This window comes from Paracoccus aerius (assembly GCF_014656455.1).
Taxonomy (GTDB): Bacteria; Pseudomonadota; Alphaproteobacteria; order Rhodobacterales; family Rhodobacteraceae; genus Paracoccus; species Paracoccus aerius.
Genome location: NZ_BNCL01000003.1, coordinates 108885 through 132432 on the forward strand (window position 1 = coordinate 108885; position 23548 = coordinate 132432).

The 23548-nt window shown below is 68.6% G+C and carries 25 protein-coding genes; 14 read left to right on the top strand and 11 right to left on the bottom strand.

Going from position 1 to position 23548, the window contains the following annotated elements:
* Window positions 1-6: 6 nt before the first annotated feature.
* A complete protein-coding gene (locus IE224_RS04720) occupies window positions 7-438 on the bottom strand; it encodes an Lrp/AsnC family transcriptional regulator (RefSeq protein WP_167621181.1) in 432 nt (143 codons plus the stop codon).
* A 172-nt stretch (window positions 439-610) separates the two neighbouring features.
* On the opposite strand from IE224_RS04720, the gene IE224_RS04725 reads away from it, so the two are divergent.
* Complete coding sequence (locus IE224_RS04725) at window positions 611-1765, top strand: type III PLP-dependent enzyme (RefSeq protein ID WP_191308448.1); 1155 nt, start codon at window positions 611-613, stop codon at window positions 1763-1765.
* 57 nt (window positions 1766-1822) lie between these two features.
* Here the strand turns inward: IE224_RS04725 and metF are convergent, their stop codons facing one another.
* Complete coding sequence (gene metF / locus IE224_RS04730) at window positions 1823-2695, bottom strand: methylenetetrahydrofolate reductase [NAD(P)H] (protein ID WP_191308450.1); 873 nt, start codon at window positions 2693-2695, stop codon at window positions 1823-1825.
* Window positions 2696-2785: 90 nt separating this feature from the next.
* Here metF and IE224_RS04735 point away from each other — a divergent pair, with 90 nt between their 5' ends.
* The 3 genes from IE224_RS04735 (at window position 2786) to IE224_RS04745 (ending at window position 5588) form a co-directional block, all read left to right on the top strand.
* Window positions 2786-3700, top strand: coding sequence for a LysR family transcriptional regulator (locus tag IE224_RS04735; RefSeq protein ID WP_191308451.1), 915 nt, complete (start codon window positions 2786-2788; stop codon window positions 3698-3700).
* 66 nt (window positions 3701-3766) lie between these two features.
* Window positions 3767-4558, top strand: coding sequence for an inositol monophosphatase family protein (locus IE224_RS04740; protein ID WP_191308453.1), 792 nt, complete (start codon window positions 3767-3769; stop codon window positions 4556-4558).
* A 76-nt stretch (window positions 4559-4634) separates the two neighbouring features.
* The gene (locus IE224_RS04745) at window positions 4635-5588 is read left to right on the top strand and encodes a DMT family transporter (RefSeq protein ID WP_167621186.1); all 954 of its coding nucleotides are present in this window, start codon (window positions 4635-4637) and stop codon (window positions 5586-5588) included.
* A gap of 21 nt (window positions 5589-5609) precedes the next feature.
* On the opposite strand, the gene IE224_RS04750 is transcribed toward IE224_RS04745, so the two are convergent.
* Entirely contained in the window at window positions 5610-7661 is a 2052-nt protein-coding gene (locus IE224_RS04750) for a lytic transglycosylase domain-containing protein (protein WP_191308455.1), read from the bottom strand.
* A 109-nt stretch (window positions 7662-7770) separates the two neighbouring features.
* Between IE224_RS04750 and dapA the strand changes: the two genes are divergently transcribed.
* A complete protein-coding gene (gene dapA, locus IE224_RS04755) occupies window positions 7771-8646 on the top strand; it encodes a 4-hydroxy-tetrahydrodipicolinate synthase (RefSeq protein ID WP_191308457.1) in 876 nt (291 codons plus the stop codon).
* Between the two features lie 125 nt (window positions 8647-8771).
* Window positions 8772-8945, top strand: a complete 174-nt coding sequence (locus IE224_RS04760; protein WP_167621189.1) for a hypothetical protein — start codon at window positions 8772-8774, stop codon at window positions 8943-8945.
* Between the two features lie 33 nt (window positions 8946-8978).
* Here IE224_RS04760 and IE224_RS04765 read toward each other — a convergent pair whose 3' ends face one another.
* Window positions 8979-9578, bottom strand: a complete 600-nt coding sequence (locus IE224_RS04765) for an HNH endonuclease (protein ID WP_167621190.1) — start codon at window positions 9576-9578, stop codon at window positions 8979-8981.
* A gap of 184 nt (window positions 9579-9762) precedes the next feature.
* Here IE224_RS04765 and IE224_RS04770 point away from each other — a divergent pair, with 184 nt between their 5' ends.
* Window positions 9763-10188, top strand: coding sequence for a VOC family protein (locus tag IE224_RS04770; RefSeq protein ID WP_167621191.1), 426 nt, complete (start codon window positions 9763-9765; stop codon window positions 10186-10188).
* A 66-nt stretch (window positions 10189-10254) separates the two neighbouring features.
* Here the strand turns inward: IE224_RS04770 and IE224_RS04775 are convergent, their stop codons facing one another.
* Genes IE224_RS04775 through IE224_RS04785 form a run of 3 tightly spaced genes read right to left on the bottom strand, consistent with a single transcriptional unit; the run spans window position 10255 to window position 12159 of the window.
* Window positions 10255-10908 carry an alpha/beta hydrolase gene (locus IE224_RS04775; RefSeq protein ID WP_191308459.1) on the bottom strand — a complete coding sequence of 218 codons (654 nt, stop codon included), beginning with the start codon at window positions 10906-10908 and terminating at the stop codon, window positions 10255-10257.
* The gene (locus IE224_RS04780; RefSeq protein WP_191308461.1) at window positions 10905-11540 is read right to left on the bottom strand and encodes a DNA-3-methyladenine glycosylase family protein; all 636 of its coding nucleotides are present in this window, start codon (window positions 11538-11540) and stop codon (window positions 10905-10907) included. Before IE224_RS04780 ends, IE224_RS04775 begins: the two co-directional genes overlap by 4 nt.
* Window positions 11533-12159, bottom strand: coding sequence for a GntR family transcriptional regulator (locus IE224_RS04785; RefSeq protein WP_167621194.1), 627 nt, complete (start codon window positions 12157-12159; stop codon window positions 11533-11535). The genes IE224_RS04780 and IE224_RS04785 overlap by 8 nt, the downstream gene beginning before the upstream one ends.
* Before the next feature lie 44 nt (window positions 12160-12203).
* Between IE224_RS04785 and IE224_RS04790 the strand changes: the two genes are divergently transcribed.
* The 6 genes from IE224_RS04790 to ilvD all read left to right on the top strand — a co-directional run bounded on the left by IE224_RS04790 (window position 12204) and on the right by ilvD (window position 17250).
* Window positions 12204-12917, top strand: coding sequence for a pyrimidine 5'-nucleotidase (locus tag IE224_RS04790; RefSeq protein ID WP_308434840.1), 714 nt, complete (start codon window positions 12204-12206; stop codon window positions 12915-12917).
* Between the two features lie 45 nt (window positions 12918-12962).
* Complete coding sequence (locus tag IE224_RS04795; protein ID WP_167621196.1) at window positions 12963-13148, top strand: hypothetical protein; 186 nt, start codon at window positions 12963-12965, stop codon at window positions 13146-13148.
* A 9-nt stretch (window positions 13149-13157) separates the two neighbouring features.
* Window positions 13158-14357 carry a UbiH/UbiF family hydroxylase gene (locus IE224_RS04800; protein ID WP_191308462.1) on the top strand — a complete coding sequence of 400 codons (1200 nt, stop codon included), beginning with the start codon at window positions 13158-13160 and terminating at the stop codon, window positions 14355-14357.
* 63 nt (window positions 14358-14420) lie between these two features.
* A complete protein-coding gene (locus IE224_RS04805) occupies window positions 14421-14909 on the top strand; it encodes a pyridoxamine 5'-phosphate oxidase family protein (RefSeq protein WP_191308464.1) in 489 nt (162 codons plus the stop codon).
* A 95-nt stretch (window positions 14910-15004) separates the two neighbouring features.
* On the top strand, window positions 15005-15319 hold the full coding sequence (locus tag IE224_RS04810) for a DMT family transporter (RefSeq protein WP_191308466.1): 315 nt from the start codon (window positions 15005-15007) through the stop codon (window positions 15317-15319).
* A gap of 92 nt (window positions 15320-15411) precedes the next feature.
* Window positions 15412-17250, top strand: coding sequence for a dihydroxy-acid dehydratase (ilvD, locus tag IE224_RS04815; protein WP_191308468.1), 1839 nt, complete (start codon window positions 15412-15414; stop codon window positions 17248-17250).
* 45 nt (window positions 17251-17295) lie between these two features.
* Here the strand turns inward: ilvD and IE224_RS04820 are convergent, their stop codons facing one another.
* Genes IE224_RS04820 through IE224_RS04830 form a run of 3 tightly spaced genes read right to left on the bottom strand, consistent with a single transcriptional unit; the run spans window position 17296 to window position 20586 of the window.
* On the bottom strand, window positions 17296-18132 hold the full coding sequence (locus IE224_RS04820; protein ID WP_191308469.1) for a glucosamine kinase nucleotide-binding domain-containing protein: 837 nt from the start codon (window positions 18130-18132) through the stop codon (window positions 17296-17298).
* Window positions 18133-18160: 28 nt separating this feature from the next.
* The gene (locus IE224_RS04825; RefSeq protein ID WP_191308471.1) at window positions 18161-19222 is read right to left on the bottom strand and encodes a YcjF family protein; all 1062 of its coding nucleotides are present in this window, start codon (window positions 19220-19222) and stop codon (window positions 18161-18163) included.
* Window positions 19219-20586, bottom strand: coding sequence for a YcjX family GTP-binding protein (locus tag IE224_RS04830; protein WP_191308473.1), 1368 nt, complete (start codon window positions 20584-20586; stop codon window positions 19219-19221). The genes IE224_RS04825 and IE224_RS04830 overlap by 4 nt, the downstream gene beginning before the upstream one ends.
* Window positions 20587-20698: 112 nt before the next feature.
* On the opposite strand from IE224_RS04830, the gene hrpB reads away from it, so the two are divergent.
* Window positions 20699-23155, top strand: a complete 2457-nt coding sequence (hrpB, locus tag IE224_RS04835; protein ID WP_191308475.1) for an ATP-dependent helicase HrpB — start codon at window positions 20699-20701, stop codon at window positions 23153-23155.
* On the opposite strand, the gene IE224_RS04840 is transcribed toward hrpB, so the two are convergent.
* On the bottom strand, window positions 23152-23484 hold the full coding sequence (locus tag IE224_RS04840) for a DUF2794 domain-containing protein (protein ID WP_167623352.1): 333 nt from the start codon (window positions 23482-23484) through the stop codon (window positions 23152-23154). The genes hrpB and IE224_RS04840 overlap by 4 nt on opposite strands.
* Between the last annotated feature and the right edge of the window lie 64 nt (window positions 23485-23548).

The window sequence follows — 23548 nt, forward strand, 5'->3', positions numbered from 1 at the left end:
ACCCCATCACAGGGCGCGGTCCAGCTTGGTCGTCAGGTGGATCAGGCTTTCCTGCGACCGGATGCCGTCAATGGCGCCGATCCGGTCCAGGGTCTCGTCCAGTTCGGCAGTCGATCCGCTGACGATCTGGACCAGCAGGTCGATCCGGCCGCTGGCGGTGTGGATGCGTTCGACCTGGGGCATGGATTTCAGCCGCGACAGGATGGCGGGCTGGCTGCGCTGCTCGATCACCAGCAGGACGGTGGCGCGGATGCGGCCCAGCCGCGCGGCATCGCCCAGGCGAAGCGTATATCCGGCGATGGCGCCCGAGGTTTCCAGCCGCTCCAGCCGCGCTTGCAGGGTCGACCGCGCGACCTTCAGCCGCCGGGCCAGAACGGCAATCGATGTGCGGGCGTCCTGGGACAGCAGCGCCACGATGTTGCGATCCAGATCATCCACCGGCCGTGGGCCCCTGCTTCGTCACATTGACGCAATCATCGTCATTCTAACCGGCCGAGCGCGCAAATCTACCCTTTTGGCTGGTGAAACCGGCACCCATACGCGCCACGCTGGAGGGAGGAGCGTCACCCTGTCGCCCCGCCTGCACGGAACGCGCGAAAGGATCCCGTCCATGGAGCCAAAGAAGACCGTCTGGGACAACCCGGCCGAGATCATCCGCAATCTTCAGCCCGACCATCCGGTGATGGCCTTCGCCCCGACCGTCCTGCAGGACCGGGCGCGGCAGTTCCTGCAAGGCTTTCCCGGCCTTGTCACCTATGCCGTCAAGTCCAACCCGGACGAGGCCGTGATCCAGAACCTGGTGACCGCCGGGATCAAGGGCTTCGACCTGGCCTCGCCGTTCGAGATCGATCTGGTCGGCCGCCTGGCGCCGGGTGCCGCGCGCCATTACCACAATCCCGTCCGCTCGCCGCGCGAGATCGCCCATGCCGTGCGCGAGGGCATCCTGGCCTGGTCCGTTGACAGCCGAAGCGAGCTGGACAAGCTGATCGCGCAGGTGCCCACACAGATGGACGGGAAGGGGGTCGAGATTTCGGCCCGGTTCAAGTTGCCGGTATCGGGTGCGGCCTATGACTTCGGCTCGAAGTTCGGGGCAACGCCGGACCTGGCGGCGGACCTGCTGCGCTTGGTGGCGGATCGGGGCTATGTCCCGTCGCTGACCTTTCACCCGGGCACCCAATGCGCCGACCCGGCCGCTTGGGCAAGCTATATCCGCATGGCCCGCAGGATCTGCGACATGTCGGGCGTCAAGGCACATCGGCTAAATGTGGGCGGCGGCTTCCCCTCGCACCGTGTCCTGGGGGGCAAGCCTGACCTGCAGGCGATCTTTACCGAAATCAGCCAAATGGTCGCGGAATGCTTTGGTGCGGACGCGCCCTTGCTGGTCTGCGAACCCGGGCGCGGCCTTTGCGCCGACGCCTATGCCCTTATCACACGGGTCAAGGCGGTCAGGGACGGGACTGATGTCTTCCTGAACGACGGCGTCTATGGCGGGCTGTCCGAACTTCCGGTCATCGGCAATCTCGACCGGATCGAGGTGCTGACCCCGCAGGGCAAGCCCCGCACTGGCGCCCGGATCGGCCGGGTGGTCTTCGGCCCGACCTGCGATTCGCTGGACCGCTTGCCGGGCGAGCTGGGCCTGCCGGACGACCTTGCCGAAGACGACTATGTCATCTTCCACGGCGCCGGGGCCTATTCCATGGTCACCAACACTCGATTCAACGGCTTTGGCGCGATGACCCGCGCCACGGTCATGGGCTTCGAATAACCTTTTTACCTTGGCTCAAATATCCCAGGGGGGTCTGGGGGACGTGAAGTCCCCCGGTCACGCCACCGCGCCCAGATCGCGCAACGGCTCGACCCCAAGCGCCCCGCAGACCGCCAGCGTCAGGTCCGGCCGGTTCAGCGTATAGAAATGCAGCCGGTCCACGCCGCCGTCCAGCAAGTCCCGGCACAGCTTGACGCAGGCCTGTTCCGACAAGGCGCGTTCCGCCGCGGGGCCTTGGGCGGCAGCCTTTGAAAACGCCTCTTCCGCCCAGGCCGGCACGCTGGTGCCGCAGGTCGCGGCAAAGCGTTTTGCCCCCGCCCAGCCCTGGATCGGCAAAATGCCGGGGATGATCGGCGCGTCGATGCCCGCCGCCGCGCATTTGTCGCGGAAGCGGAAGAAGGTGTCGGCGTCAAAGAAGAACTGCGTGATCGCGCTTGTCGCGCCCGCATCCACCTTGCGCTTCAGCCAGGCCACGTCGGCATCCGTGCCGCTGCTGTCCGGATGCGGCTCGGGGTATGCGCCGACGCGGATCGTCATGTCGCCGCGCGCAGCGATCGCCTCGATCAACTCGACCGTATTGGAAAAGCCTTCGGGATGAGGGGTAAAGCGGTCCTGGCCCTTGGGCGCGTCGCCACGCAGGGCCACGATCTCTCGGATCCCGGCATCGGCATAGGCTTGCACGATCTCCATCGTCTCGGCCCGCGTGGCCTCGACGCAGGTCAGGTGGGCGGCAACCGGGATGCCGTAATGGCGGTGGATGGTCGTCACCGCCTCATGCGTCAGCTTGCGGGTCGTGCCGCCCGCGCCATAGGTGACGGATACGAAATCCGGGGCCAGCGGCGCCAGGGCCCGTGCCGTTTCCCACAACCGGAAGGACGCATCCAGCGTCTTCGGCGGAAAGAACTCGAAACTGATCTGCGGGCGGGACATGGCGATTCCTTTGGCTTTGGGCGCTTGTGCCATGCGGCATTGCGTGAGACAAATTCATAATCCTCAAGATCAACATGAGTCCTGCTCACCATGCATCTGGAACTGCGCCACCTGCGCACCGTCCGCGCCATCCATGAACAAGGCGGCCTGGCCCGCGCGGCCGAGGTCCTGAACATCACGCAGTCGGCCTTGTCCCATCAGGTCAAGGCATTGGAGGAACAGGCGGGCGTCGATCTGTTCGTCCGCCGCGCCAAGCCCATGCGCCTGTCGCCCGCCGGGATGCGGCTGCTGCGCCTGGCCGAACAGGTGCTGCCCCTGGTCGCCGCCACCGAGGCCGAGTTCAAGGGCGTCGAGGCAGGCCGCATCGGGCGGCTGCACATCGCCATGGAGTGCCATGCCTGCTTCGACTGGCTGCTGCCGGTGCTGGACATCTTCCGCCGGACCTGGCCCGAGGTGGACCTGGACATCCGCCAGCGGCTGGCCTTCGGCGCCTTGCCCGCCCTGGCCCGGCAAGAGGTGGACCTGGTCATCTCGTCGGACCCCGAGGAGATGGCGGGCATCGCCTATCAGCCGCTGTTCGACTATTCCCCCACGCTCGTGGTGCCCGCGGAACACCCGCTGGTCGCAAAAGGCTATGCCGACCCTGCCGACCTGGCGGGGGAGACGCTGATCACCTATCCGATGGACCGGGCGCGGCTGGATGTCTTCAGCCAGTTCCTGACCCCCGCCGGGATTGAGCCCGCCCAGCAGCGCACCGTGGAACTGACCGCCGTGTCGCTGATGCTGGTCGCCTCGGGTCGCGGGGTGGCAGTGATGCCCGACTGGGTGCTGCGCCGCGAATCCGCCAATGCGGAAATCGCCATGCTGCCGCTGACGCGCACCGGCATCATCCGGCGCCTTTACGCCGCCGTGCGCCAGGACGACCTGAACCAGCCCTACATGGCCCATGTCCTGCGCCTGTCGCGCACCGAACCGTTGCGGATGCTGCGGGGCGCCGCCGCCTGAAGCCCTTGCGCTTCACATTCCCCGCGCTTGCCCCTATGACGCCTGCAACCCCATGTCCCGAGGTATGTGATGGCAAGCGCCAATCTGAACGTCATGATCAAGGCCGCCCGCAAGGCCGGGCGCAGCCTTGTCAAGGATTTCCGCGAGGTCGAGAACCTTCAGGTCAGCGTCAAGGGCGCGGGCGACTTCGTCACCAAGGCCGACCAGGAGGCCGAGCGGATCATCAAGGAGGAACTGCGCGGCGCGCGTCCCAACTATGGCTGGCTGGGCGAGGAAACCGGCGAGGATGCGGGCGAGGATCCCACCCGCCGCTGGATCGTCGATCCTCTGGACGGCACCACCAACTTCCTGCACGGCCTGCCCCATTGGGCCGTCAGCATCGCCCTGGAGCACAAGGGCGAGATCGTCGCCGCCGTGATCTTCGACGCCGCCAAGGATGAATTGTTCGTGGCCGAAAAGGGCGGCGGCGCCTTCATGAACGACCAGCGGCTGCGCGTGTCCGGCCGTCGCCGGATGGAGGAGTCGCTGTTCGCCACCGGCATTCCCTTTGCCGGCAACGGCCCGCTGCCTGCCGCGCTGCAGGATCTGGCGCGCCTGATGCCGCTGACAGCCGGGGTGCGCCGGCTGGGCGCGGCCGCGCTTGACCTGGCCTATGTGGCGGCGGGCCGGTACGACGGATACTGGGAACGCGGCAACAAGCCTTGGGACGTGGCTGCAGGCATCCTGCTGGTGCGCGAGGCAGGCGGCTTCGTGGAAGGCATCCGCGACGGCGACGATCCGCTGGAATCGGGCCGCCTGATCGCCGCCAACCCGCAGATCTTCGAGCCGCTGGCCAAGGTCATCCGCAGCCGCGACTGACTTGCATCATCTGCAAGGCCGGTCTTGACCTTGCGGCAGCGGGGGCGCATGGCGGTTGTCGATCCGGGGACATGCCATGCCACACCAGAAGACCAGCCTGCCTTGCGCCGTCTCGGCTGCGGCCGCATCGGCCGCGCCGCCGATCCCGTCCGCCCTGGGCGGAAGTCCCGACCGGACCGGGCTTGCGATCCTTCTGATGTGCGCGACCAGCCTGATCTTCGCCGGTCAGGACGCGTTTTCGCGCATCCTCGGGTCCGAATATCCGCCGCTGCTGATCGTCATGATCCGATATTGGGTCTTCGGGGTCTTCGTGATCGCCATGGTCTCGCGCCAGCCGGGCGGACTGCGCAGGGCGATCCGCACAAGGCGCCCCAAAACGCAAATCCTGCGCGGCGCCCTTCTGGTGATCGAGACCACCATCATGATCGAGGCCTTCGTGCGCCTCGGCCTGGTCGGCACCCATGCGATCTTCACGGCTTATCCGCTGCTGGTCGCGGCGCTTTCAGGCCCGATCCTGGGAGAGCGGGTCGGCTGGCGCCGGTGGACCGCGATCGGCGTGGGCTTCGCGGGCATCCTCATCATCCTGCAGCCGGGCAGCACGGCGTTGAACCCGGGCGCGCTGCTGGCCTTCGCCGCGGCGTTGATGTTCGCGGTCTACGGCTTGCTGACGCGGCACGTGGCGCGCGACGACCCTGCGCAGGTCAGCTTTTTCTGGACCGGCATCGCTGGGGCCGTCACTGGCACGATCCTGGGAATCTGGCATTGGGAATGGCTGGCGCCGACGGACTGGATCTGGCTGGGGATCCTTTGCGCCCTTGGCACCCTGTCCCACTACCTGCTGATCCGCGCCTATGAACTGGCCGAGGCTTCGGCCCTGCAACCCTTCGCCTATACGCAACTGGTCTGGGTCAGCGTGATCGGCGTCCTGGTCTTTGGTGAAGTGCTGCACATGAACGTGGTGATCGGCGCGGTCATCGTGGTCGGGGCCGGGCTGTTTACCCTGTGGCGCGCAAGGGTCAAAGCCGCGTAGCGTGCGTGCAATCACCTACGCTTACCGGGCCGATGCCTCGATCGAGGTTGGCTGCCAGCCCTCGGGCAGCCTTGGCCCGATGAAGGGCTTGCCCGCCGGACGGGCCGACAAGGCCAGCGTCAACCGCGCCACCGGGGGCGGCATCAGTCCGCCGCCGGTCAGGTCCCATGTGGGGACGATTGGCGCGGGATGGCCCAGGATGCGGGCGCGATAGACGGGCATCGCCTCGGTCACGCGCATGACATAGTTGCGGGTTTCGTCAAAGGGGATCAGTTCGACCCATTCGACCGGGTCCATGTCCCGGCGCAGGTCGCCGAAGTCGCGCAGCCAGCGGGCGGGACGCCCCGGCCCCGCATTGTAGCCCGAGGCGATCAGCGCCGTCGACGCCCCGAAGCGGTCGCGCAGCCCCGCCAGATAAGCCGCCCCCAATCGTGCGTTATAGGCTCCGTCCTGGGTCAGCCGGGCCACGTCATAAGGTTCGCGGATCCTGCGGGCCATTTCCTCGGCCGTGCCGGGCATCACCTGCATCAGGCCACGTGCGCCGACCGGGCTGCGGGCGGCCGGATTGAACTCGGATTCCTGGCGCGCGATGGACAGCACCAACTCGGCCGGCACGCCGAAGTCGCTGTCGTGAAGCCCGGTCAGGGGAAAATGCGCGCCCGGATGGATCACGCCCTTGTCGGCGGCGCGCTTGGACAGGCGCAGGCTGTGCCAGGGCATCCCGGCCTCGGCCATCAGGCGGGCCATGCGCAGCGTGTCCTGCGGGTCGGCGGTTTCCGACAGGTGCAGGAAGAACCGCTGCGCCTCGTCCGCCCGCCCGGTCGCCAGCAGCCACAGTCCCGCCTGGAAGACGGTGCTGTTGCCCAAGGCCGCGCCGCGCCAGTCGGGCAGGGGGCCGGGGGCGGCGTAATCGGCGGGCATGGTCGCGCCGATCCGTTCGGCGGCAAGCTGGCCGTAATAGGTGCCGGGCATGGCGGCCGCTTGGGCATAGGCAGCATCCGCCGCCGCCTGGTCGCCAAGCGCCCCATGCGCGCGGCCCTGCCAATAGAAGGCACGAGACCGGCTGATCTGGCTGCCCACCACGGTTTCCAGATGCAGGAAATGCGCAAGCGCCCGATCCGCCGCGCCCTGCTTCAGCGCGGCAAAGCCCGCCAGCCATTCCAGATCCGCGTAATGGCGGTTGTCCGGCGGCAGGAAATGCGGCCGGGCCAAAGCCTCGGCCCGGGCCCAGTCACCGTTGCGCATCGCAAGGCGGGCGTAATCTACCCGCATCTGCGCCCAGGCGGCAGGATCGCGCAAAGCCTCGGCACTGGTGGATGCCTCCAGCATCAGCGCCTGCGCGCCATCGTGCTGCTTGGCGCGGACCCGCCACAGATAGCGGTCCATTGTCAGGCCGGGATCGGCCCGGGCGGGCTCGGGCAGGGCCAGGATCAGGTCGTCCACGCCCGCGCGGCCCGCCTGCAACGCAATCCGCGCGGCCAGAAGGGGACGGTCCGGTTCCGGCAGGCGCGGCAGCAGGCGTTCGGCCTGCGCCCATTCCTGCCGGTCCAGCATCGCGACGGCACGCGCGGTCATCAGGGGCGCCAGTTCGTCCTCGTGCGCGGCCAGGAAGGCGGTCTCCTCGGGCGCGGTCAGGGGCACGGTGGTCCAGAAGCGGGCGCGTTCGGCCACGGCTGCCTGCGGGTCCAGCGTGGCGAGGTAGCCGTTCTCCGCCGCCAGCGTGTCCGGAAGGCGGTTCCCCAACCAGTCGCGGATGTCCTGCGGTGGCAGGTCGGGGCGCAGCTTGGCGTCCCCCCGTTCCCGCAGCAGCGCCAGCCCTGGCCAGTCGCCATAGGCGCGGACGAAATCGATGTAATCGCCGATCTGCCCGTGACCCGCGCGCATCGCCTGCCAGCCCACCAGGGCCTCGGCCATCGGTCCCGAGCGCCGCGCCGCGTCGCGGGCCGTCACCCAGTCGCGCGCATCCGCCGCCGACAAGGCAAGCGCCATCGCCCCCGCATCCTCGGCCCGGGCGGGGGCAAGGGTGGCAAGGACCAGAAGCCCGGCTGCAATCATGTCGCGCAGAAGTCGCATCACCCGCCTTGTGTCGCCGCCCCATGCGCCCGACGCAATTCACAACCTTGGCAAGTTCCGCCCGCCCCGTTAATCAGGCCGGCAAACCAAACCTGCAAGGAAGCGTGTCATGTTCAAGGGATCCCTGCCCGCACTGGTCACGCCGTTCACCCCGGACGGCGAACTGGATCTGGACACGCTGAAGAAGCTGGTCGACTGGCACATCGACCAAGGCAGCCACGGCCTTGTCCCCGTGGGCACCACCGGCGAAAGCCCGACCCTGACCCATGACGAACACCGCCTGGTGATCGAGGAGGTCGTGCGCGCCGTGAATGGCCGCATCCCGGTGATCGCCGGCGCCGGGTCGAACAGCACGCGCGAAGGCATCGGCCTGGTGCGGCACGCGGCCGAGGTCGGCGCCGACGCTGCCCTTGTCGTCACGCCCTATTACAACAAGCCCACCCAGGCGGGTCTGATCGCCCATTTCACCGCCCTGGCCGAGGCATCCGACCTGCCGATCATCATCTACAACATTCCCGGCCGGTCCGTGGTGGACATGACGCCCGAAACCATGGGCGAACTGGCCAAGCTGCCCACCATCATCGGCGTCAAGGACGCCACCGGCAAGCTGGAGCGTGTGAGCCAGCAGCGCATGACCTGCGGCACCGATTTCGTGCAACTGTCTGGCGAGGATGGCACCGCCCTTGGCTTCAACGCCCATGGCGGCGTGGGCTGCATCAGCGTGACGGCCAATGTCGCGCCGAAGCTGTGTGCCGAATTCCAAGAGGCGACGCTGGCGGGCGATTACGCCAAGGCTCTGGAATACCAGGATCGGCTGATGCCGCTGCACATCGCCATCTTCCTGGAACCGGGGCTGGTCGGCGCGAAATACGCGATGTCTCGCCTGGGCCTTTGCGACGAACGGGTGCGCCTGCCGCTGGTGGGGCTGACCGATCCGGTGAAGCGCCAGATTGACGCGGCGCTGGAGCACGCGGGCCTGATCTGACGGTCACGCCGGCAGGCCAGGGCAGGGCAGAGAGGCGGGCGCGGCGGAAAACTGCGACAGATTCTCACGGTCGTCTTTTCAAGCGGTCCCTTGCGCCCCATATTGGGGATGAGGAGACGATCGCCATGCCCCTGCCGCATTTCCTGTTCCTGATCGCCGCAGTTATCCTGGTCGCTGCCCTGACACTGTGGGCATCCTTCACTGCGGGTGTTCCGCTGGTGGCGCTGGCGCTTATCGCGCTGTCCGGGGCGGTGCTGGTGCATCTGGCGCAGGGCGACAGGCACGACCACGACGCCTGAGGCGTCAGCCAGACCCTGGGGCGAGGCGACTGGTCAGCTTTCCAGCTCGGCATCCCAGTACAGGAAATCCATCCAGCTGTCATGCAGGTGATTCGGCGGAAAGCGCCGGCCTGCCGCGTGCATTTCCTCGGGGGTGGGCTGACGGGGCTTGCGGCGCAGGCTCATTCCCGAATGGCGCAGGCTGCGGTTGGCCTTGCGCAGGTTGCAGGGCGAACAGGCGGCCACGACATTGTCCCAGCTTGTCACCCCGCCGCGCGACCGGGGCACGACATGGTCGAAGGTCAAGTCTCCCTTGGCCCCGCAATACTGGCAGCAGAACTCGTCCCGCAGAAAAAGATTGAAGCGCGTGAATGCCACGCGCTTCTGGGGTTTTACATAGTCCTTTAGAACAACGACCGAGGGCAGCCGGAACGCTTGTCGCTGACTTCGCACCACCTGGTCATATTCGGCGATGATGTCCACGCGGTCCAGGAAAGCCGCCTTGATCGCCTCTTGCCAGGGCCAGAGCGACAGGGGGTAATAGGACAGTGGCCGATAATCCGCGTTCAGCACAAGCGCGGGATAATGGCGCAGGCTTGCGGGCTCGCGCACGAACTGGGTTCGGAAATCCGTCTGGTGTCGGTCGTCAAGCATAAGCCTTCCCGTCTCCCCCGCGGGGTGGTCGGGGGCGCCCGTCAGATCCTTCAAACCGACTATATATCGCGTCGGGGATCTGGCAAGCCCCCAATCTGTCCGCCTGGGGCCTGCATAGCCCCGGCCCGTGACGCTGGCATGACGGCGGCTTGCCCGCTGCCCGGCGAACTGGCAGGCTGACCCCATGACCCGCTCTGCGCCCCCCGTCCAAGGCACGCTGGAATCGGCGCTCTACGCCGAGGATCTTGAGGCTGCGACCCGCTTCTGGCGCGACGTGATGGGACTTGATCCGTTCCAGACCGTGCCGGGGCGGCATGTCTTTTTCCGGGTGGCGCCGGGGCAGGTCCTGCTGGTCTTCAACCCCGCCGCAACCGGGCAGCCGCCGCGGCCCGATGCCCGCCTGCCGGTCCCCCCGCATGGCGCGCACGGCCCTGGCCATTTCTGCCTTGCCGTGGCCCCCGAGCAACTGGAACCCTGGCGCACCCACCTGATCGCGAAAGGCATTCCGATCGAGGCCGACTTCCATTGGCCCAACGGCGCACGGTCGATCTATGTGCGCGATCCCGCAGGCAACTCGATCGAACTGGCCGACCCGGCGATCTGGGGCTGACCGGCCTCAGCTTCTGTGCTGAAATATCCCGTGGAGGTCCGGGGATGTGAAACCCTCGGCCGCCGGCTACTTGCCCAGCCGGTCCTTCACGAAACTCAGCGCCACCGACAGCCCGTCCGGGGAAATGCCGTGGCCGGTGCCCTTCATCACATGGCCATAGACGGTAAAGCCCGCTGCCTCCAAGGCCTCGCCGGCCAGTTGCATGTCCTGGAAGGGCACCATCTGGTCTTGGTCGCCATGCAGCAGCAGGACCGGCGGCTTGACCCTGGCCTCGGTCGCCAGCAGCTCGGGCGCCAGCAGCCGGCCGGAAAAGCCGATGATGCCTGCAACCGGCTTGTCGCGACGCGGCAGCACATGCAGCGCCATCATCGTGCCCTGCGAAAAGCCCACGACGACCATCCGGTCCGCCGTCAGCCCCTCGTCGGCCAGCACCTTGTCGAGCCAGGCGTCCAGCAGCCCGATCGACCGGCCCATCGATTCCCGGGCCTGCGCCTCGGTCGAGCCGTCGAGCCAGGGGATCGGAAACCACTGGAAGCCGAAGGGATTGTTGATGCTGCGTTCCGGCGCGTCTGGGGCATGGAAGGCCACGCCCGGCAGATGCGCCGACAGGGGATCGGCCAGGCCCAGCAGGTCGGCCCCGTCCGCGCCATAGCCGTGCAGGAACACGACAACCGCATCGGCCTTGGCAGGACCCTTGCGGGCAGATTTCAGAACGGTCATGTCAGTCCCTCGCGGCCTTTGGCCTTCAGGTAATAGGCCCACAGCCCCCGCGCTGCAACCGCGCGCCAGGGCTGCCAGGGCTCGGCCATGCGGCGCAACCTGGCGGCGGTCGGGCGGTTGTCCAGCCCATACATCAGCCGCGCGCCTTCCTGCAGGGCCAGATCGCCCGCGGCCAGGACATCGGCCCGACCAAGCGCCATCATCAGATAGATCTCGGCCGTCCAGGCGCCGATGCCGGGCAGGGCGGTCAGGGTGGCTCGCGCGGTGTCGTCGTCCAGGCCGCGCAAGCCGTCCCAGTCCAGACCTGCAGCCGCGATGCCCTTCAGGCAGCGGATCTTGGGCCGCGACAGGCCCATCGCGCGCAGCCTGTCCTCCGGCGCGGCGGCCATGGCCTCGGGCGTCATCAGCCCCGCCGCCCCTAGCCGCCCCGAGATCGCCGCCGCCGCCGTGATCGAGATCAACTGCCCCACCACCGCATCGGCCAAGGCGGCAAATCCGTCCTCTCGCCGCAGCAAGGGCAGGGGGCCAAGGCCGGGCAGGACGCGTGCCCAGACAGGGCAGGCCGCAGCCAGCCAGGCCGCGCCTTCCTCGAGGTCGGCCTGGCTGCGGATCAGGCGTGCCGCCTCAGTCACGGTCCACTGCGGCTTCCAGCTTCAACCGCGTTTCCCAGGCCATGGAGATATGCTGCCTCAAGGCCTTGTCCGCCGCCGTCCCATCGCCCGCCGCGATCGCCTCGACGATCCGCCTGTGCTCGGCCAGGGCGGTTTCGCTGCGTCCTTCGGCGGCCAGCGAGGTGCGTGCCATCAGCGCCATCGACCGATGCACAAGGTCAAGCTGCTGGACCAGATAGCGGTTGTGGGACGCCAAGTGGATCTGGTGGTGGAAGCGCTTGTTGGCGCGGGCAAGCGCTTCGGGGTCGCGCACGGCCTTCTGGTCGTCCTCGACCATCTGGGCCAGCACGCGCACTTCCTCGGGCGTGGCATGGCGGGCGGCCAGGCGGGCGGCCAGGGCCTCCAGTTCGGCGCGCACCGTGTAAAGCTCGGCCAGCTGGTTGTGGTCCAGCGATGCGATGATCAGGCTGCGCCCGTCGCGCACCAGCATGGCCTGGGTTTCCAGGCGTTGCAGCGCCTCGCGCACGGGGGTGCGGCTGACGCCGAACCGTTCGGCCAGTTCCGATTCGACCAGCCGGTCGCCGGGGCGATAGGTGCCGGCTTCGATCGCGGCCAGGATCAGGGAATATGCGTCCTTCATGGCGGCCACGATTGGCCGCGCCGCAGCCGATTGCAAGCACGGCCTTGCCGGTTTATCCGGCAGCCATGGACTTCGCGCATGTCGACACCTGGATCTTCGATCTGGACAACACGCTCTACCCGCCGGAAATGGCGCTGTTCCCGCAGATCGAGTCGCGGATGACGGATTACGTCATGCGCACGCTGGCAGTCGAACGCGATGCCGCCGACCAGATGCGGCGCGACTGGTGGATGCGGCACGGGACCACGCTGGCGGGGCTGATGGCCGAACATGCCATCGATCCGGTGGCCTATCTGGACGATGTCCACGACATCGACTTCGCGCCCCTGCTGCCCGCCCCCGACCTGGCTGCGGCCATTGCCGCGCTGCCGGGCCGCAAGCTGGTCCACACCAATGCCGATGCCGCCTATGCGGTGAAGGTGCTGCGCGCGCGGGGATTAGGCGTGGTCGATGACGACGTGCCCGCGCCCCTCTTCGAGGCGATCTATGGCATCGCCGAAACCCATTTCCACCCCAAGCCCATGCGCGAGGCCTTCGAGGCCGTGATCGGCCTTGCGGGGATCGACCCCACCCGCGCCGCGTTTTTCGAGGATGACCCCCGCAATCTTGCCGTTCCCCATGAGCTGGGGATGCGCACGATCCTGGTCGGACCGGGGCGGCACGGGCCGGATCCGATGCCGGGCGCGGTGCCCGCCCATGTGGATCTCCACATCCACGACCTGACGGGTTTCCTGCGCCAGATTGCCCCGGGCCGCTGATTGCGCCACAATCCGGCAGGACGCGCGCCAACCCATAGGTTTGTCATGACCCATACAGCCGACAATGGCGGAAATCGCCTGACTTTTCTGGTCCTTGCCCTGCTTCTGGTGGTGGTCGCGATCGCCGTCCTGGCCGTCGCCACCTTCGGCCTGCCGGTGCTGGGCCTGCTGGGGCTGCTGCTGACGGTGGTCGTTTTCGCCGTGATGCTGCTGTTCACGGCCGGCAACTAGGCGCGGCATATGATCGCAGGCGAAACTCATCAGACCGACGTCCTTGTGTCAGGCGGCGGCATTGCCGGGCTGGTCGCGGCAGCCGCCTTCGGGGCGCAGGGATTTTCGGTCCGTTGCGTCGATCCCGCCCCGCCGGTGACGGATGAAGGGGCCGACGGCGCCGATCTGCGCACCACGGCCTTCCTGACGCCCTCGGTCGCGCTTTTGCGGCGGATCGGTCTGTGGGACAGGCTGGCGCCCCATGCCACGCCCCTTCAGGTGATGCGGATCGTCGATGCGGGCGGCGCCCAGCCTGTGGCGCGCCTGATCCGCGACTTCGACGCCTCCGAGATCGGCGACCAGCCCTTTGGCTGGAACCTGCCCAACTGGCTCCTGCGGCGAGAGATGTCCGCCCGCCTGGCCGAGATGGACAATGTCCGCTTCCAGCCCGGCACCGGCACGGCCGGCGTCGTGACCCGCGACGAAGGCGCCATCGTGACCCTGTCAGACGGGCGGCGCATCCGCGCCCGGCTTCTGGTCGGCGCGGACGGGCGCAATTCGCCGGTCCGGCAGGCGCTTGGCATCGGCGTGCGGACCTTCCGCTATGGCCAGAAGGCCCTGGCATTCGCCGTCACGCATGAGGTGCCCCACCACAATGTCTCGACCGAGGTTCACCGATCCGGCGGGCCCTTCACGTTGGTCCCGCTGCCCGACCGTGACGGCAAGCCCTGTTCGGCGGTGGTCTGGATGGAAAGCGGAGGCGAGGTCGCCCGCCTTGCCGCCTTGTCGCCAGACGCATTCGAGGCGGAACTGAACGCCCGGTCCGCTGGCGTGCTGGGCCATCTGACGCTGGCCACGCGCCTGACCCAATGGCCGATCATCAGCCAGATCGCCCATCGCTTCACCGGCCCCCGCACAGCCCTGATCGCCGAGGCCGCCCATGTCGTCCCGCCCATCGGCGCGCAGGGGCTGAACATGAGCCTTGCGGACCTGTCGGCCCTTCTTGACCTGTCGGGGGACGAGCCGGGCCATCCCGACGGCCTTGCGGCCTACGACCGCGCCCGCCGACCCGAGGCCTATGCCCGGCTGCTGGGCATCGACGCGCTGAACCGTGCAAGCCAGACCGGCATCCGCCCGCTGCGCGACCTGCGCGCGGCGGCGCTTGGGGGGCTATACGGCATTGCCCCGGTGCGGCGGCTGATGATGCGGGCCGGTCTGGGGATGCGCTGACGGGGAACGCTGCCGCGCATTGCAGCGTTCGCCCTGACCGCAGAACCCTGACCGGAGGCTCCAATGTCCGACAGCGACGTGATCGACCGCATCTGGACCATTGCCGACAAGCTGGACCCCTGCATGTTCGTGACCCGCGATGGCGACGGCCAGCGTGTCCGCCCCGTCTATGCCCGCGTTCGGCGCGACGAAGGCGCGATCTACGTCCTGTCCGACAGCAAGGGCTGCAAGCTGGACCAGATCGAGGCGAATGCCCATGTCTCGCTGGCCTTTTCGGATGAACGCGCGAATGATTACGTCGTGATCAACGGCATGGCCGAGGCCCGCCACGATCCGGAAAAGGCCCGCGATGTCTGGCGCTTCAGCGACGAGACGTTTTTCAAGTCGCCCGACAATCCCGACCTGCGTGTCATCACCGTCCGGCCCGTTTCGGCCGAGTTGTGGGACGGCAGCAACCTGCTGATCTCGGGTGCCAAGCTTCTGGCAGAGCGCCTGCTGGGCGCCAAGACCCAGCTTGTCGAAAACGCCCGGGTCGACCGACTGCAACCTTGATCCACCGCGCCCGCACCCGTATCTAGGGTGCCAGAGGACGACCTCCCCCTGACGGGCGATCATGCCGGGACGGCCCGGCCAGCAAGAGGTTCGTCATGGCCTGGTTCTATCTTGTTCTCGCCGGTCTTCTGGAAATCGTCTGGGCCGTCGCGATGAAGCAATCCGCGGGCTTCACGCGCCCCTTGCCCACGGCCGTCATGGTTGTCGGCATGGTCGCGTCCTTCTGGCTGCTGGCGGTGGCGATGCGGACGCTGCCGCTGGGCACCTCTTACACCGTCTGGGTGGGCATCGGCGCGGTCGGCGCCTTTCTTCTGGGCATCGTGCTGTTCGGCGAACCGGCCACGCCCGCCCGCGTCACGGCCGCCGCCCTGATCCTCGCCGGCATCATCACGATGAAATTGGCCTCATAAGGGCGTAAACGATCCCAAAACGCACGCATTCGGCAATTTCCTTCCGTTGCCAAGGATGTTAAACCTCCTCGCCATCCAAAGGAGTCTTCGCCATGCCCGCCTATCGTTCCCGCACCACCACCCACGGCCGCAACATGGCGGGCGCGCGCGGCCTGTGGCGGGCCACGGGGGTGAAGGACAGCGACTTCGGCAAGCCGATCATCGCCATCGTCAACAGCTTCACCCAGTTCGTGCCGGGCCATGTCCACCTGAAGGACCTGGGCCAGCTTGTCGCGCGCGAGGTCGAGGCGGCGGGTGGCATCGCCAAGGAATTCAACACCATCGCGGTCGATGACGGCATCGCCATGGGCCATGACGGGATGCTGTATTCCTTGCCCTCGCGCGAGATCATCGCGGACAGCGTGGAATACATGGTCAACGCCCATTGCGCCGACGCCATGGTCTGCATCAGCAATTGCGACAAGATCACGCCGGGGATGCTGATGGCCGCGCTGCGGCTGAACATCCCCGTCGTCTTCGTGTCCGGCGGCCCGATGGAGGCCGGCAAGGTCGTGCTGGAAGACGGCAAGGTCAAGGCGCTGGATCTGGTCGATGCCATGGTCGCCGCCGCCGACGACCGCGTCTCGGATGCCGAGGTCGAGGTCATCGAACGCTCGGCCTGCCCGACCTGTGGGTCATGCTCGGGGATGTTCACCGCCAATTCGATGAACTGCCTGACCGAGGCGCTTGGCCTGGCTCTGCCGGGCAACGGATCGACGCTCGCGACCCATGCCGACCGCAAGCGCCTGTTCGTCGAGGCGGGCCATCTGATCGTGGACCTTGCCCGCCGTTACTACGAAGGCGACGATGCCTCCGTCCTGCCGCGTTCCATCGCCAGCTTCGAGGCATTTGAGAACGCGATGACGCTGGACATCGCCATGGGCGGGTCCACCAACACGGTGCTGCACCTGCTGGCCGCAGCCCATGAAGGCGGCATCGACTTCACCATGTCCGATATCGACCGCCTGTCGCGGCGCGTGCCGGTGCTGTGCAAGGTCGCGCCCGCCAAGGACGACGTGCATATGGAGGATGTCCACCGCGCGGGCGGCATCATGGGCATCCTGGGCGAGCTGGACCGCGCGGGCCTGCTGCATACCGACGCGGGCAGCGTCCATGCCGGGTCGCTGGCCGAGGCGCTGGACCGCTGGGACGTGGTGCGCACCGACGCGGCCACGGTCCACGACTTCTATCGCGCGGCGCCGGGTGGGGTGCCCACGCAGGTCGCCTTTTCGCAGGAACGCCGCTATGATTCGGTCGATACCGACCGCAAGGGGGGCGTGATCCGCGCGGCCGAGCACGCCTTTTCGCAGGATGGCGGCTTGGCGGTGCTTTATGGCAATCTGGCCGAGGACGGCTGCATCGTGAAGACGGCGGGCGTGGACGAATCCATCCTGAAGTTCGAGGGCCCGGCCCACATCTTTGAAAGCCAGGACGATAGTGTCAGCGCCATCCTGACCGGCAAGGTCAAGCCGGGAGAGGTCGTCCTGATCCGCTATGAAGGACCGCGCGGCGGGCCGGGGATGCAGGAAATGCTGTATCCGACCAGCTATCTGAAATCGAAGGGGCTGGGGAAGGCCTGCGCCCTGGTGACGGATGGCCGCTTCTCGGGCGGCTCGTCGGGGCTGTCGATCGGCCATGTCTCGCCCGAGGCGGCCGAGGGCGGCACCATCGGCCTGGTGGAACAGGGCGACCGGATCGTGATCGACATTCCGAACCGGGTGATCCACCTGGACGTCGACGACGCGACCCTGGCCGCACGCCGCGCGAAACGCGACGCCGAGGGCTGGAAGCCCGCCAAGCCGCGCCAGCGTCAGGTGTCCACCGCGCTGAAAGCCTATGCCGCACTGACCACCAGTGCCGCGCGCGGCGCGGTGCGCGTCATTCCCGAGTAACGGCCAGCCTGCGATCCAGATGGTTCGCAGGCGACGCCGGGGCGCTTATGCCGCCCCGGCCATCTGCCGCGCCATCAGCAGCGCGCCGTCCACCCCCGACCCAAGCGCCGGCCGCTGGGGCCATTGCGTCAGCCGCGCCGCATAGGCCGGGCCAAGTCCGCCCAGGAAGACCACCGGCAGCGGCGCATCCCCCTGCAGCACGGTCAGGATGTGGCGGACCTCGGCCACCGCGGCATCGAAGACCTGCCGCGCCGCAGGGTCGTCGCCGGTGACGATGCGCGGGGCCAGCCGGGCAAAGTCGGCGGGGGCTGCGCTGTTGCCAAAGCGGATGATCCCCTCGATCCCTCCGAACTCCTCGAGCACCTGTTGCAGCAGGGGGGTCATGGGGGCAAAGCCGTCCTCGGCCCGGATCGCCAGCGACAGAAGCGAGCGGCCCAGCACCGCGCCGGATCCTTCATCGCCCATCAGGAAACCGCGCCCGCCGACCTGCCGCAGATCGCCGCCGCGCTGCACGGCAAAGACCGATCCGGTGCCGATCGCGGCCAGGATGCCGTCGCCCGCGCCAAGCGCCCCCCGCGCCGCCGTCACCGCGTCGTTGACGATCTGCATCCGGGCAAAGGGCAGCAGCCCCGCCAGCCGCTCGGTCGCAGCCGCCATCGTGCCGCCGGCAAGGCCAAGGGTCGCAATCAGGTCGCGGGGATCGGCGCCGGTGCCTTCCAGGGCTTCGGCCGTCGCGGCAAGGATATTCACCGCAGCGCCTTCGACATCTGTGTTGATATTGGCCGGACCGCCCCGCCCCTGGCCGATGATCCGGCCATCCGCATCCGCCATGGCCGCGCGGCATCCGGTGCCGCCGCCGTCGATTCCCAGAAAGAACGCCATCCGCTGTCCCCCGCTTGCAGGACAGGTTCTAGCTGCGTTCGTCCGATCCGAACAGACCGCGCAAGCCCCGCGTCACCAGGTTGCCGACCTTGGGACGCGGCTGGGCCAGGAAAGGCAGGGGGCGGCAGACCTCCATCGCGGCGATGCCGACGCGGGCGGTCAGGGCGCCGTTGACCACGCCCTCTCCAAAGCGGCGGGAAACCTTGGACAGAATCCCGCCCCCGGCTACCGTTTCGATCAGATCGTCGCCCGCCGCGACAGCGCCGGTGGCGACCAGGTGGGTCATGACCGTTCGCGCCAGACGCCAGCCGCCGACAGCGCCGGCGCGGCCTCCATAGATCTCGGCCATGCGGCGAATCATCCGCAGGTTCGCGGCAAGGGCGGCGGCAACATCGGCCAGGGCCAGCGGGATCAGCGCGGTGGCGGTGGCGACCGTGCGGGCCGCGGCCTCGATCTCTCGCCGCGCGTCCTGGTCAAGACTGGCCAGCAGTTCCGTTTCCGCCATGGTCAGCAAGGTGCGCGCGTCGAAGACATCGCCGCGATTGTCTGAAAGGCGCTTGCGGTTCCACTCCATTTCCGGCCGGTCGCGATACAGCGCCAGAAGGTCGTCGGCCACGGCGCGGGCCTTGTCCATGCTGTCGTCGGCAAGCGCCGCGCCCGCCCGCCGCTGGATCGCGTCGATGCGCGCGAACCGCGCCCAGGCCCGGTATTCGCGCCAGGCCATGCCAAGCGCGGCCAGCGTGAACAGCGCGAACAGCGCCACCCCGATCCAGCCCAGCACCGGATAGCGGTTCAGAAGGTCGTTGATGAAGTTCAGCGCGGCGATGGACAGAAGAAAGGTGAACAGCGCCACGCCCGAATTGATGAAGAAGCGCGTCAGCTTCGACGGGGGGCGCCCGACAAGGCGCGTCACCATCTCCATCGTGCGGGGGCGGGGCAGCAGCGGATCGGCCGCGTCGATGGGCGGGGCATCGGCGGGGTTCAGCGCCTCGGGCCGGGTTTCCTCGGCCGGGGCAGAGCGGGCTTCTGCGGGCTTGGGCGCGTCCAGTTCGATCAGGACGGGGCCACGGGTGCGGGGGCTATCGCTCACAGCCGGTCTCCGATCAGGAAGTCTGCGGCGCGGTCCAGCCGGATATGCGGGGGCCCGTCGCCGGGCCGCGCGGTCATGGGGGCGGGGGCGAAGTTCATGATCGCGTAATCGCCGTCCAGCCAGTCCTGCGCCCCGTCGCGGGCCGGATGCAGCAGGGCGGCGGGGTCGGCGGGAAGCTCGCCCGGATAGAAGGCCGCCTGACGCCCGTCCATCAGCCGGCCGCGCACGGCGGGCAGTTCCTCGCCGTTCTGGCGGATCGTGTCCTCGGTCGTGGCGCGCAGGGCGGCGATGGACATGGCCTCGGTCCGGGCGCCGCTGAAGTCGGCGCGGTCGCGCGCTTCTCGCAGCATGGCGGACAGGATCGCGGTCAGGCGGTTATGCTGGATGTGGTGCAGGTGGTCGGCCTTGGTGGCGGCGAACAGGATGCGTTCCACCCGCCGCGTGCCCAGAAGCTGGGACAGCCAGCCCGCGCGGCCGGGGCGGAAGGCGGTCAGGATATCGGCCATGGCACGGCGCATGTCCTCGACCGCGCGGGGGCCCTGGTGGATGGCGCCCAAGACATCCACCAGCACCACCTGCCGGTCGATGCGGGCGAAATGTTCGCGGAAGAAGGGCTTCACCACCCGTGACTTGTAGGCGTCGAAGCGGCGGCGGAATTCCTTGTGCAGCCGCCCGTCCGCGAAAGAGGCGGGCAGGGGCGCGAAGGTCAGCGCGGGCGATCCCTCCATCTCTCCGGGGATCAGGAACCGGCCGGGGGTGCAGTCGGACCAGCCTGCCTCGCGCGCGGCGTGAAGATGGGCGGTATAGGTCGCGGCCAGCATCTGGGCCGTCGGTTCGTCGAAGCTGTCGCCGTCAAGGCCGGCCAGGGCCGCCTGATAATCGTCGGCGCCGGGGCGGCCTTCCATGCGGTCCAGAACCTCGGCCGACCATTCCGAAAAGTCCCGCTCCATCAGGCGCAGGTCCAGAAGCCATTCGCCAGGATAATCGACGATGTCCAGATGCACGGTGCGCGGGCCGGTCAGACCCCCCAGCAGGCCCTTGCCGTCCAGCCGCAGAGACAGGCGCAACTGGCTGACATGGCGCGTGCCTTCGGGCCAATGGGGGGCTGCGCCGGTGAGGGCCGCCAGGTGGCGTTCGAAGTCAAAGCGGGGCACGGTGTCGTCGGGCTGGGGTTGCAGCCAGGCCGCCTTGATGCTGCCGTCGGCTGCGGCGCGCAGCGAATGCATCCGCCCCCGGTCCATCAGGTTGGCGACCAGCGACGTGATGAACACGGTCTTGCCCGCCCGCGACAGGCCCGTGACCCCCAGCCGGATCACCGGATCGCCCAGGCCGATGCCTGCCATCAATGTGCTGCCGATACCCATTCCGCCTGCCTGTGTCTTGCCGTCTTTTCCGGAAGATAGGCTCCGGGATGGGGTTTGAATAGGGCGGCGGGCCGGGGTTCCGCTTGGCCCGCCGTTGCGACATAACGCGGCCATGCCCGATCGGTTGCCTATCGACGATGTTCTTGCCCCGCTGTGCGATGCGCTTGCCGCGCATGGCCGGGCGGTGCTTGTGGCCCCGCCCGGCGCGGGCAAGACCACGCGCGTGCCGCTGGCGCTGCTGGACCGGGTCGCGGGCAGGATCGTGATGCTGGAGCCGCGGCGGCTGGCCGCACGGGCCGCGGCCGAGCGGCTGGCGGAACAGTTGGGCGAGGCCGTGGGCACGCGCGTCGGTTACCGGATGCGCGGCGAATCGGTGCCGGGCAGCCGGATCGAGGTGGTGACCGAGGGGATCCTGACGCGGATGATCCAGTCCGACCCCTCGCTGGACGGCATCGGCTGCGTGATCTTCGACGAATTCCACGAACGCAACCTGAACGCGGACCTGGGCCTGGCCCTGGTGTGGGAGGCGAAGGGTGCCCTGCGCGAGGATCTGGCGGTGCTGGTCATGTCCGCCACGCTGGAGGCCGAACCTGTTGCCGCCCTTCTGGACGACGCCCCGGTGATCCGGTCCGAAGGCCGTGCCTTTCCGGTCGAGACCCGCTGGCTGCCCCGCCCGCTGCCTGCCGGCGCGCGGCTGGTCGACGAAGCCGCGCGGTTGATTGCGCAAGCCGAAGCCGAAACGCGCGAGACCGGAGGCACGATCCTGGCCTTCCTGCCCGGCGAGGGAGAGATCCGCCGCGTCATGGCGCAGCTTGGTGACGGGTGCGAGGTGTTGCCGCTTTACGGTGCGCTGAAGCCTGCCGAGCAGCGGGCGGCCCTGTCGCCCCCCGGCGCGCGGCGCCGGATCGTGCTGGCGACGGCGATCGCCGAAACCTCGCTGACCATCCCGGCGGTGCGTGTGGTGGTCGATGCGGGCCGGGCGCGGCGGGCGCGCTTCGATCCGGGGTCGGGGATGTCGCGGCTGGTGACGGAACGCGTCAGCCGGGCCGAGGCCGAGCAGCGCCGGGGCCGCGCGGGCCGCGTGGCGCCAGGCATCTGCTATCGCCTGTGGGCGCGGGCCGAGGAAGGCGCGCTGCCCGCCTTTGCCCCGCCCGAGATTGCCGTGGCCGACCTGGCGGGCCTTGCCCTGGAACTGGCCGCCTGGGGATCCGAGCCGGACGACCTGGACTTCCTGACGCCACCGCCCGAAGGCGCCCTGGCCGAGGCGCGGGCATTGCTGCGGGGGCTTCAGGCCCTGGACGCGGCGGGGCGGATCACCGATCACGGCCGCGCCTTGGCCCGGTTGCCGCTGCATCCCCGGCTGGCGCATATGCTGACGCTGGCGGGGCCGGATGCGGCCGATGTCGCGGCGCTGTTGTCGAACCGCGATCCGCTGCGGGGGGCGCCGGTCGATCTGTCCCTGCGGCTGTCGGCGCTGCGCGATCCCAAGGCTTTTGCTGCCCGTCATCCGTTCGAGGCGAACCGGGCAGTCGTCCAGCAGATCCGCGACGAGGCTGCGCGGCTGCGGCGGCTGGTTGCGTCCCGCGACGGCCGGGGGGCCAGCCCCTCGGTCCCCCCGGGATATCTGCGTGAAGAAGAACTGGGCGGCATCGTCTCGCTGGCCTATCCCGATCGGATCGGTCTGCGCCGCAAGGGGGACGAGCCGCGCTTCGTGCTGTCGGGCGGCAAGGGTGCGGTGATGGAGGGGAGCGACCCGATGGCCGCGCAGCGGCTGATCGTGGCCGTCGATCTGGACGGTGACGGACGCGAAGCCCGCATCCGCATGGCGGCACGGCTGGATGAGTCCAGCCTGCGCGACTTGCATGGCGACAGGATCGAAGCGGCCGGGATCTGCGAATGGTCGCGGCGCGAGGGGCGCGTGCTGGCTCGGGTGCAGGAACGACTGGGAGCCTTGGTCCTGTCGGATCGGGCCTGGCCCGAAGTCCCGGAAGAAGCTGTCGCCCGGGCCGCCCTGGAAGGGCTGCGGCTGGACGGGCTGACCTGGACGCAGGCTGCGGCACGGTTGCGGGCGCGGATCGCGCTGTTGCCGGATCTGGGGCCGGTGGACGATGCAAGCCTTCTGGCCGACGCGGACTGGCTGCTGCCCTTGCTGGGCGGGGCGAGGACACTGGCTGATCTGCGCGGGCTGGATCTGGTCGAGCCCCTGAAGGCGCGCATCGGCTGGGACGGCCAGCAGCGGCTGGACCGCGAGGTTCCGGCGCATTTCGTCACGCCCCTAGGCCGCAAGGTGCCGATCGACTATGACCACGAACAGCCCTCGATCGAGCTGCGCCTGCAGGAATTGTTCGGCGTGACGCGCCACCCGGTCGTGGGCGGGCGGCCCTTGCGAATCAGCCTGCTGTCGCCGGGCGGCAAGCCCGTGCAGGTGACGACGGACCTGCCGGGTTTCTGGGCGTCATCCTATGCCGATGTCAGAAAGGACATGCGCGGCCGCTATCCCCGACACCCCTGGCCCGAGGACCCGCGAGAGGCCGATCCCACCACGCGGGCCAAGCCGCGCGGAACCTAGTCCACCGACCGGATCAGCGCCTTGTCCAGCACCCGCAGAACCTGGGCCAGGTCATGCCCGCGCTTCAGGATCCGCCCGTCCATGCCGATCACGGAATAGGCGCCCTGGGCCGCGCGCAGGCGGGGGCGCTTCTCGATCCGGTAAAGCGGGTGTTCGGTCGCGCGGCGGAAGACGCTGAAGACGGCCGCGTCGCGCAGGAAGGACATGGCATAGTCGCGCCATTCGCCCGCCGCGACGAAGCGGCCATAGACCGACAGGATCAGCGACAGTTCCGCACGGTCAAAGACGACGCGATCGGGATCGGCTTGAAACGGCGGGCCGGCATTCATCATGTCAGGATGGTGACACCCGCCGTGCCGCAAGGCAATGGCGAAAAGGGCGGCGCCTTGCCGC